Origin of the sequence: Ohtaekwangia sp. (assembly GCF_036568665.1) — a bacterium.
Classification (GTDB): Bacteria; Bacteroidota; Bacteroidia; order Cytophagales; family Cyclobacteriaceae; genus Ohtaekwangia.
In genome coordinates this window covers 1-10,062 of sequence record NZ_DATCSD010000466.1, presented here as the reverse complement: position 1 = coordinate 10,062, position 10,062 = coordinate 1, and the positions used below count along the sequence as shown (strand labels likewise).

At 42.4% G+C, this 10,062-nt stretch carries 12 protein-coding genes and 2 pseudogenes; 8 read left to right on the top strand and 6 right to left on the bottom strand.

Annotated features, from left to right (window positions below):
• Both VIN08_RS27370 and VIN08_RS27365 read right to left on the bottom strand, forming a co-directional pair.
• Positions 1 to 224, bottom strand: a pseudogene (locus VIN08_RS27370) (tail-specific protease); the annotation flags it as partial.
• 180 nt (positions 225 to 404) lie between these two features.
• On the bottom strand, positions 405 to 1,298 hold the full coding sequence (locus VIN08_RS27365) for a hypothetical protein (RefSeq protein WP_331972690.1): 894 nt from the start codon (positions 1,296 to 1,298) through the stop codon (positions 405 to 407).
• A 66-nt stretch (positions 1,299 to 1,364) separates the two neighbouring features.
• Here VIN08_RS27365 and VIN08_RS27360 point away from each other — a divergent pair, with 66 nt between their 5' ends.
• The 3 genes from VIN08_RS27360 to VIN08_RS27350 all read left to right on the top strand — a co-directional run bounded on the left by VIN08_RS27360 (position 1,365) and on the right by VIN08_RS27350 (position 2,210).
• Entirely contained in the window at positions 1,365 to 1,514 is a 150-nt protein-coding gene (locus VIN08_RS27360; RefSeq protein WP_331972687.1) for a hypothetical protein, read from the top strand.
• A gap of 203 nt (positions 1,515 to 1,717) precedes the next feature.
• The gene (locus tag VIN08_RS27355) at positions 1,718 to 1,969 is read left to right on the top strand and encodes a hypothetical protein (RefSeq protein WP_331972684.1); all 252 of its coding nucleotides are present in this window, start codon (positions 1,718 to 1,720) and stop codon (positions 1,967 to 1,969) included.
• Between the two features lie 13 nt (positions 1,970 to 1,982).
• Positions 1,983 to 2,210 (top strand): hypothetical protein, encoded by a 228-nt coding sequence (locus VIN08_RS27350; RefSeq protein WP_331972681.1) that lies wholly within the window; start codon positions 1,983 to 1,985, stop codon positions 2,208 to 2,210.
• A 15-nt stretch (positions 2,211 to 2,225) separates the two neighbouring features.
• On the opposite strand, the gene VIN08_RS27345 is transcribed toward VIN08_RS27350, so the two are convergent.
• Positions 2,226 to 2,699: a nucleoside triphosphate pyrophosphohydrolase family protein gene (locus VIN08_RS27345; RefSeq protein WP_331972678.1), complete on the bottom strand. Its 474-nt coding sequence runs from the start codon at positions 2,697 to 2,699 to the stop codon at positions 2,226 to 2,228.
• Between the two features lie 228 nt (positions 2,700 to 2,927).
• Here VIN08_RS27345 and VIN08_RS27340 point away from each other — a divergent pair, with 228 nt between their 5' ends.
• The 5 genes from VIN08_RS27340 (at position 2,928) to VIN08_RS27320 (ending at position 7,464) form a co-directional block, all read left to right on the top strand.
• On the top strand, positions 2,928 to 3,248 hold the full coding sequence (locus tag VIN08_RS27340; RefSeq protein WP_331972675.1) for a hypothetical protein: 321 nt from the start codon (positions 2,928 to 2,930) through the stop codon (positions 3,246 to 3,248).
• A 159-nt stretch (positions 3,249 to 3,407) separates the two neighbouring features.
• Entirely contained in the window at positions 3,408 to 4,967 is a 1,560-nt protein-coding gene (locus VIN08_RS27335) for a SulP family inorganic anion transporter (protein WP_331972672.1), read from the top strand.
• A 6-nt stretch (positions 4,968 to 4,973) separates the two neighbouring features.
• Positions 4,974 to 5,606: a carbonic anhydrase gene (locus VIN08_RS27330; protein WP_331972669.1), complete on the top strand. Its 633-nt coding sequence runs from the start codon at positions 4,974 to 4,976 to the stop codon at positions 5,604 to 5,606.
• 111 nt (positions 5,607 to 5,717) lie between these two features.
• Positions 5,718 to 7,001 carry a tyrosine--tRNA ligase gene (gene tyrS, locus VIN08_RS27325; protein WP_331972666.1) on the top strand — a complete coding sequence of 428 codons (1,284 nt, stop codon included), beginning with the start codon at positions 5,718 to 5,720 and terminating at the stop codon, positions 6,999 to 7,001.
• Positions 7,002 to 7,011: 10 nt separating this feature from the next.
• Complete coding sequence (locus VIN08_RS27320; RefSeq protein WP_331972663.1) at positions 7,012 to 7,464, top strand: GNAT family N-acetyltransferase; 453 nt, start codon at positions 7,012 to 7,014, stop codon at positions 7,462 to 7,464.
• A 51-nt stretch (positions 7,465 to 7,515) separates the two neighbouring features.
• Here VIN08_RS27320 and VIN08_RS27315 read toward each other — a convergent pair whose 3' ends face one another.
• The 3 genes and pseudogenes from VIN08_RS27315 to VIN08_RS27305 all read right to left on the bottom strand — a co-directional run.
• A complete protein-coding gene (locus VIN08_RS27315) occupies positions 7,516 to 8,139 on the bottom strand; it encodes a porin family protein (protein ID WP_331972660.1) in 624 nt (207 codons plus the stop codon).
• A gap of 253 nt (positions 8,140 to 8,392) precedes the next feature.
• Entirely contained in the window at positions 8,393 to 9,001 is a 609-nt protein-coding gene (locus VIN08_RS27310; protein WP_331972657.1) for a porin family protein, read from the bottom strand.
• Positions 9,002 to 9,066: 65 nt separating this feature from the next.
• Positions 9,067 to 10,062 (bottom strand): annotated as a pseudogene (locus tag VIN08_RS27305) (urocanate hydratase); the annotation flags it as partial.

Genomic DNA, 10,062 nt, shown 5'->3' with positions numbered 1-10,062 from the left:
ACATTTTCGGCACGTGTCTGATCATCGAGACTCGTTCTATACTTTTCAAATCCGGCAAGATCGGTGGTATTAAAATACGTTTTATTGTTATCCAGATTCTTGATATAGCTATCGAGTATAGCAGACGACATCGAATCGTTTAACGTGATCTTCCTGTAATGATTATTATCCAATATATAGGTTACAACCTTCGCCTCTTTACCAAATACTGGTTTCGGTTTCAAACGGGTTGTATCTGCAACATTACCTGCGAAAAGGAGACTTGGTACGAACAGCACCGAACTTATGATCCCCACAATAACTGTTTTCTTCATCCTTTCAATATTTAATTCTGTATACTGTTGGCAAATCGCATGCCTTAAAGCCCTTAACGTAAAAAAATCAATTTCAGATCATTTTCACGTCTAACTGTTCTTTTCAGCGTCATATTCATCGAGGAACTTCTGAGCCTGCTCCAGGTTTTGAAACTCGAAGAACTTTTTCCCGGAAGTGCTGGAGTGTATTTCAACGCGCACCATATCAATATTTTTATTGCGTTTGAAGCTGTGCATACCCTGGTTTCGGTAATCGTCTGCTTCTTTGGTAGAAATGTTATAGGCTGTTGCACGCACCGACTTGCAGTAAGAACACTGAAAGTTCTTAATCAATTCACCCGGAGCATCTTTACTCGGATGGCGCGTAATTTCTTCTTTTACAACACGCATGGTATAGAAGCCACAACTGTTACACTTCAATGCCTGCAGGTGGCCGGGATATTTATCGATCTTTACTTCTCCCGATTTTTCATCGATCCATACATCATAGTCGATCGAGAAAACATTTTCTTCCGCCTGCATACCTTCTTCTAAGTGTACATCTTCTTCTTCTTCACTCAGCAATCTCATTTTGTTACCGGCCTTGCTGGTGCGAGGCATATAGCGCCACTTCTTCAGCTTACGGTTTAACACAGTAGGGTAATAATAATCCAGTATAAGTGAAGCTACATACGCTACCAGGGTACCTCCGGCTATAGACATGAACAGGCGAACAAAGAACCATACTTCTACGGTATGAAGTTTACCCATGCTATATAAGTTGATGAGCATGAGGGCGGCAACAGCAAAGCAGATAAATACTTTCTTATAGTTCCTGATCTCTTTCTCGTTAATAAAATCATACTTACCCTTGTAATCCTTAATGGCTGAAAGACGAAGCTTGTGTAAGAGATAGATTATGACGCCAACAGCAGTCATAACAATGGCACCAGCCACCATGGTAAGGTTCCATATATCGAGAAAAGGGCTTTGTGTTGTTTGCATTCAGAATAAGGTTAGTACTTTTAAATATAAGGATTAAAACGATTTAGGAAATAAACATATTACCCCATGCCGGCAAAATCATTCTTTAAAATTCTGGCCAAAATAAACAAACTGATCATGCCACGGTATAGCCGGAGAGACATAACCCGACTGAGTAAATTTGCCCAGGCGCTCATTGCCTATCGTTACTGGGTAACTAAAAATTCACTCGATTAAGTATCTATCAAATTACTTTACCCTAGTCACTTTATCATTCTCCTAATCAAGTAATTACACCCCAACTAAGTATACTATGACTTTAGCTTGATGTCGGGACCGACAAGGGATTATAGTGCGTTTTTTAATTGTGTAATTTTCCACATAAATACTTGTTTTGAATCATTTATATTACGTATAATTGTGTATTATTACACAACAATATGACTGATTACGAGCGCAAAAAAATCGAGATGGAGCTGAAGTCATTCACCTCCCGGAATTTCGAGAGACCGTCAGCATGCAGAAACCTGGAGCAGATCCGCTTCTATGTGCGTGAGCTTTGTATGAAGATTGATGAGTTGGAAGAGCAGTTTAATTATGTTCCGCAGTGCGCGTATGCACTTCTGGCACAATACAATGCGCAGCAGAATGCGATCATAGAACTGGATTTCAGAAATACGTACAGTGCATGATGAGTCGTCTGCTATGCGATACATCCCCTCTCCTATTCCATTGCAGTTTAGCTTTATCTATACTGCAACAGCCAACACCTCCGGCAGAATGCAGTATCACCGCATTAAGCCGGGGCAGAGTAAACTTCGCATTAGCAGAACGGAATTTATAAAGGCTTACAACGAGGCACACATCCTGGCAATCAATCCCCTACAACAGCGTGGCCAGGATGCTATCTTTCAATTTGAATTTTATATCTGATTTACAACGGCAGGCCTAGCGCTTGTTCAGGATCGCATCCAGATCGGCCGGGCTATACGCAATCGACTTGATGGTTTTATTATCCGACTTGCGGTATACCAGCCACTTACCATCTTCCTGTTTATAGTAACACTCGGTGCCATCTTTCTTAAAGTAATGATCTACCGTAGCTTTCGCTTCTTCTTCGGTATGGCAGGCTTTGCTCATGTTTGAGCGCTGCACTTCTTCAAAGAGTGCTTTGAATTTATCGCCTAAGCCAAATTCAAGTATAGCACCGGAGAGTACATATTGGATGTCGCACAAGGCATCGGCTACACTTACTATATCTTTTTCCAGTATGGCTACCTCCAGTTCCTTCAGTTCTTCTGCAATCAGCGCTACACGAAGCTTGCAACGATCTTCACCCGGAATAGCGGGTTCCGGTAATATAGGATGCTTAAAGGTAGTGTGAAATTCTGCTACAAGGTTAAGTGAATCGGGCTGTTTCATAGTATCGTTATAGTGCTTATAAGTGAATATTTGTATTCGGTGCGAAAATTATAAAAGTATTAGATTATAATTCATCTGTCTGGTCATTAACGCATTGAAACAGGAAAAATAAGTCATTTATAATACTACTTTAACTTTCCGATAAAGCGAAACGAAACCAAATTAAAAAAATAGCGTATTTTTGAAAGCTAAATGAACGTGTTCACTAACATATTCGCACGGAGACTGATGACGCTGTTTACAGTGATCATCTTCTTCAACATGAACCTCTTCCTGGCGGAAGTAGAAGCTCTACGCCTGTTAGAGGATCATAATATGGTAGAGAACATTGCCAAACTCGTGGCCGGCTCTGCTACGGAAGAAGAAAAAGATATAGCAGGCTCCTCTGAAGAAGAATCATCGTTGTTTTCTGAAATCGAGATACCACAGATACACCAGTACTTCAGCATCATTCCCGGTGTTGATGCCAATAAGAATCAATACATGCATACTGCTGCCAAGCTCTTAACACGCAGCAAAGAAACAGTCAGCCCGCCTCCCGAGGCCTGATCTGTTCATTTTTACTCCTATATATTTTCATACTGAAGAATCCCGTGCACTCGTCCTGTTGACTATAGACAAGGATTGAGTATACTCTTTGATTCATGTTATAGCACTTAATGGGGCATAACACGGTATGCTGTTTTTTTCATTCTATATTTTATACACATGCGAAATGTTTCAAACCCTTTAGGGAATTTTAAATATGATATTCCTGCCAGTGTTGTTGTATTCCTGGTAGCGTTACCGTTGTGCCTGGGTATTGCCTTAGCTTCCGGTGCTCCTCTCCTTTCCGGTATAATTGCCGGTGTTGTGGGAGGTATTGTTATCGGATCACTGAGCGGGTCTAATCTGAGTGTGAGTGGTCCGGCTGCCGGACTCACCGCCATCGTGATCCAGGCTATACATGATCTGGGCGCCTATCAAACCTTTCTGCTGGCCGTGGTTATTGCCGGTATACTTCAATTTATACTGGGACTAGCAAAGGCTGGATCGATCGGACATTTCTTTCCGTCCAGTGTTATTAAAGGTATGCTCTCCGCTATCGGGCTCATCCTCATTCTGAAACAGATTCCGCATGCGTTGGGATATGACAAGGATTATGAAGGTGACGAAACATTCTTTCAGCCGGATGGGGAAAATACTTTTACCGAAATTCTTTCTGCTATAAACTATGTTTCACCCGGTGCGATCCTGGTATGTTTACTGTCGATTCTCATCCTCATCATCTGGGATAAACCGGCATTAAAGAAGCACAAGGTATTTCAATATATACCGGGCCCGCTGATAGCCGTGTTGGTAGGTATAGCCCTGAACCTGGTGTTTCAATCATCGAATACTATACTTAGCATACAGCCAGAGCACCTGGTAACTTTACCGGTATCGAAAGACTTCTCCGATTTCCTTTCGCTGTTCTCTGCTCCTGATTTCTCACAACTCGGTAATCCTAAAATCTATATCACCGCAGTTACTATAGCATTGGTAGCAAGTCTTGAAAGTTTGTTAAGTATAGAAGCGTGTGACAAGCTGGATGAATTTAAACGCATAACACCGTTGAATCGCGAGCTTCGTGCACAGGGTATCGGTAATTTTGTTTCGGGTATGCTGGGTGGACTTCCTATCACAGCGGTAATTGTACGCTCCTCAGCCAACATCAATGCCGGTGCGCGTACTAAACTCTCGACTATACTGCACGGAACGATGCTGCTTACGGCAGTAGTGTTTATACCTACGCTGCTAAATCTTATACCCCTCGCTGCTTTGGCTGGTATACTTTTAGTGACGGGGTATAAACTTACCAAACCCTCATTATACCGCGAGATGTTCCGCAAGGGATGGGAACAGTTTATACCATTTGTTGTTACCATTGCTGCTATACTGATCACCAACCTGCTGGTGGGTATATTTATCGGTATAATTGTAGGTGTATTCTTCGTATTGAAAAGTAATTTTCACGAAGCTATCTCCATTGTAAAACATGGCGATAATTACCTGCTTCGCTTAAACTATAATGTTTCATTCTTAAATAAATCTGTCTTACGACAAACCTTCGAGCGTATACCCGAAGGCGCTAATCTTATTATTGACGGAGGCAGCTCTCAGTTCATTGATGCAGATATCATTGAAACGATCCAGGATTTTATACTGAATGCTCCAAGCAGGAATATCCAGGTAGAATTAAAAAAGAGTTACTCATCCTCAAGTGAATTTTTCAGAAAGTCAAACTAGTATTTCATGGAATCATACAAAAAATTAATTCTTCAAAACAAAGCATGGGCGCAAGAGCGCGTAAAATATGATCAGGATTATTTTAAACGACACCTGCATGTGCAGACACCTGAGTTTCTCTGGATCGGTTGCTCCGACAGTCGTGTACCTGCCAACGAAGTAACGGGCACTGAGCCGGGCGAAATTTTCGTACACCGAAACATTGCCAACCTGGTGGTGCATACTGATCTGAACCTGCTAAGTGTACTGCAATATGCTGTGCAGGTATTGAAAGTAAAGAACATCATTGTATGCGGCCACTATGGATGTGGTGGTGTACGTGCTGCTATGACTAACAATGAATACGGACTGCTGAACAAGTGGCTTCGTAACATCAAAGATACTTATCGGTTCCATCGCGAGGAATTAGAGAAGATCGAGGACTTTGATAAGCGTGCCGACAGACTTATAGAGCTGAATGTTATAGAGCAATGTAATAACCTGGCCAAGACTTCTATTGTGCAGCGCGCCTGGAAGAATGAGCAGCGCCCCAATATTCTCGGGTGGGTGTATCACATTGAGAACGGCTTGCTGGACGAGGTATGCAAGCTGGACTATACCACCAAGCTTGATCCGATCTATCAATATATCATTGAATAAGAGGCGTATACCTCCTGTTTTTTAAACGTTCAGGGCCATGTTCAACCGAACATTGTGCCCTGAACTTTGAAACCCGGAACCGACTCGCCATATTTGCGCCACTGAAGAAAAATGAAAAAGAATTTTGTAGAAGAACTGCGCTGGCGCGGTATGGTGCATGATGTAATGCCGGGTACGGAAGATCAACTGAACAAGGAAGTTACCTCGGGCTATATCGGCTTTGATCCTACGGCCGATTCACTGCATATAGGTCACCTGGTGCAGATCATGACACTGGTACATTTTCAACGATGTGGTCATAAACCCGTTGCGCTGGTAGGTGGTGCCACGGGTATGGTGGGCGATCCGTCCGGTAAATCCGCAGAACGTAATTTACTTTCTGAAGATGTATTGCAACACAACGTTGCGTGTGTACGCCAGCAGCTCGAAAAATTCCTCGACTTCAGTGGAGCGAATGGTGCCGAGATGGTGAATAACTACGACTGGTTTAAAGAGTTTCGTTTCCTCGATTTTATTCGCGATGTAGGTAAGCATATAACTGTAAACTATATGATGGCGAAAGACTCTGTTCAGAAACGCCTGGAAACTGGTTTATCATTTACAGAGTTTACTTACCAGCTTGTACAAGGCTACGATTTCTACTGGCTATATGAGAACAAACACTGCAAGTTGCAGATGGGTGGTTCTGATCAGTGGGGAAATATAGTTACCGGCACTGAGTTGATCCGCAGAAAATCCGATGGTGATGCATTCGCACTCACCACCAAATTGATCACCAAAGCTGATGGTACCAAGTTCGGTAAAACTGAAGGTGGCAATGTATGGCTTGATCCAAAGAAGACATCTCCCTATAAATTCTATCAATACTGGTTGAATGTATCGGATGAAGATGCCACGAACTTCATTCGCATCTTTACGCTGAAAACAAAAGAAGAGATCGACTCCCTTATTGCAGAACATGCAACGGCTCCTCACCTGCGCAAACTTCAGCAGGCATTGGCACAAGACATTACCATTACTGTTCACTCGACAGAAGAATATGAAAAAGCTGTGAAGGCATCCAATATACTCTTCGGTAATTCTACCACTGAAGACCTGCAAGGACTGGATGAAGATACATTACTGGCTTTATTTGAAGGCGTACCTCAAACAACGATCAGCCGCAGTGTGTTGGATGAATGCGCCAGTGTAACCGATTTACTCTCCGTTACCACCGGCAGCCTTGTGTTTCCTTCGAAAGGTGAAGCACGTAAAATGATCCAGGCAGGTGGCGTAAGCATCAATAAAGTAAAGCTGAGCGACCCCAATCAAAAAGCATCATTCGATCTGCTACAGAATAAATACCTGCTCGCACAAAAAGGAAAGAAGAATTACTACCTGATAAAAGTAGATTGATCTCTCCAACGTGGCCGGTATATCTATAGGGTTTCAGGTATCACAACCTTCTGACATTGAGATGCTGGTGGCAATCAGAATTGCTGCCATGAAAGAGAGTCTTGAAAATATAGGACGCTTTGATCCGCAACGCGCACGAGAAAGATTAATCGAAAACTTCAGACCTGCTGACACAACACTCGTTCTGCTGGATGAAACTATCATCGGGTTCTATGCTCTTCTGCGTTCAGAAGGAATTATAAAAGTGGAGCATTTCTATATACTTCCGGCCTATCAGAGTCGTGGAATTGGCAAGGTTGTACTGGATGCTATAAAAAAAGATGCCCGCAAAAGTTCCTGTAAAATTATACTGTCTGCCTTGAAGGAAAGTAAATCCAATCAGTTTTATACTGCTAACGGATTTATACTATACGAAGAAGAGCCTTTTGATAATCTTTATCATTGGAAAAACCAACAAGCATAAAAAAAGCTGCTCATTATTGTGAGCAGCTTTTTTATTAAGAGTAAATATATACTACTTACCCAGTTTTATAAGTTTGTAACCGATAGAGAATTGCCACACCTGATTTTTTATACTTTCAGCTGAGGCTCCGGAATTTATATCCGACAGACCTAAATTATATCTTCCATCGATCGTTAAACCAAAAGGAAGATCCCATCCTAAACCAAGCGCCACGCTCACGTCTGATTTTTTCACATCATTCTTGATGCTTTGTTCTGTAACCTGACCAGAAGTTGAATCATAATTTTCACGTTTAGCCGATGTCAGGAAACCGAATTGAGGCCCCGCCTGAATGTTAATACCTGCTATAGTATATAGTTTTATCAGGATCGGAACATTCACATAACTAAAGTTAGCTTTCAGATCAGGACTGCCGCTATACTTGAAAGTTGAGCCTTGCTGAGAGAAAAGTACTTCAGGCTGAATACCAATCTTTGATAATTTTATCAACGCGAATGCACCTGCGTGAAAACCTGTTCTGTTCTTGTAATTGGCGCCTACTCCCTCACTCGTATTCAGATTTGCAAAATTGGGCCCGGCCTTTATACCAATGGCAAATTGAGCCTGCGCAAATACGCCTGCACTCGTCAGCGTGAGCACAGCAATCATTAAAAACTTTAATCGGTTGTTTTTCATGTGTTCGTAGTTTTGTTTAGAGATAACTTATATACCCTGATAAATATTATACCTAAAAAGTATAGTACTATATCCGGTATTCAGTTCACTCGTATGACTACAAAGATAATGCCTGCAAACAAATAAACCTCTGTTCTGCAACAGAGGTTTATTTTATTCGATAGACGCTGTTCGTTATCCGTTATACATTATACGTCAATAGTTAGGCATTACACAGATTAATGCGAACCCACTGACGATTAACGGCTAGCGATTATTTTCCCAGATAAAAACGCACGCCCAATGTAGGATCAAGAGAATCTACACCAAAAGTAAATGAAGTTTGCTTGTTGTTATCTACATCTTTGTTGGGGTCGTATGTCTGATATTGGATGCCGCGGAACTGCAGATCAAGAGCCCAGTGTTCGTTGAAGAAATACGAGAAGCCCGGAGATATATAGAAATTGAAAGTACCGGATTTTACTTCGTTCCCGCCATCTGGCTCTGTTTTCGTTGTTCCGAACTGGAAACCTGCCTGGCCATAGAAAGCGAATTTATCGTTGCTGGTAAATTTATAGTAGCGAACAAAAGGACCTGCTAAAAAAGTCTTTACCTTATCATCGCCACCGAAACCATCATCTCTTTTAGTTTGTGACAATTGAAGGTCTATACCCACAGAAAGGTTATCAATAACAAAGTAACCTACGCTGGGAGAGAAAGAAACTGTAGAGGTCTTTATATCCTCAGCCGCAGTTTCCTGACGGTTTGATGTATAACCCAGACCACCACCGAAAACAAGACTACCCTGCTTTGTCTGTGCCTGTACATATACTGTCGACAAGAACGCTATCAGGGATAGCAAAAAAGTAATTAGTTTTTTCATATGACGTTTGATTGTTAGTGGCGCAAATTTTAGACAAACAATCAAACGAAGAAAATTTACAACGGTTAAGGTACGATGTTGTCTAGTAAAGTGCCGTTTACTTCGTTAGGCAGCGTTATACGAAGGCTGGTCTGATTTTTTACCGCACATTGAATCGTAGTTATAGCATGATCGTTACGTGCCCATGCTCTCCGTGCTATGCCGTTGGTTACATCAAAGTATAGCATGTTCTGTAATTTACGGTCAGCATCATCGCTGCCATCCAGCAACAAGCCAAAGCCTCCGTTTATTACTTCTCCCCAGCCTACACCCCCACCGTTGTGAATGGACACCCACGTTGCTCCACGAAATGAATCGCCTATTACATTATGCACCGCCATATCGGCCGTAAACCTCGAACCATCATATATATTGGAAGTTTCTCGGTACGGACTATCGGTTCCGGATACATCGTGATGATCGCGCCCTAACACCACAGCGCCTATCTTGCCTTCACGAATCGCTTTATTAAACGCCTGGGCTATACGTATTCTCCCTTCGGCATCGGCATATAGTATACGAGCTTTTGATCCTACTACGAGCTTATTCTGCTTCGCCTGGGTGATCCACCGGATGTTATCCTGCAATTGCGGATGTATATCTTTCGGAGCTTCTTTCAGTATATCTTCCAGTACTTCCTTCGCCAGTGTATCGGTATAATCCAGATCTTCTTCACGACCGGATGTACAAACCCAGCGGAACGGTCCGAAGCCATAGTCGAAACACAAGGGCCCCATAATGTCTTGCACATAAGAAGGATAACGGAAATTGATTCCATCTTTCGCCCACACATCGGCACCGGCACGTGAAGCTTCCAATAAGAACGCGTTGCCATAATCGAAGAAATAGGTACCACGCGCCGTATGTTTATTGATTGCCTTGGCATGCCGTTGCAACGAAGCCTGCACTTTTGTTTTGAACGATGCAGGATCACTTGCCATCAAATGATTAGACTCTTCCAGGCTTAGTCCTGCAGGATAATAACCACCAGCCCAGGGGTTGTGTAACGAAGTCTGATCAGA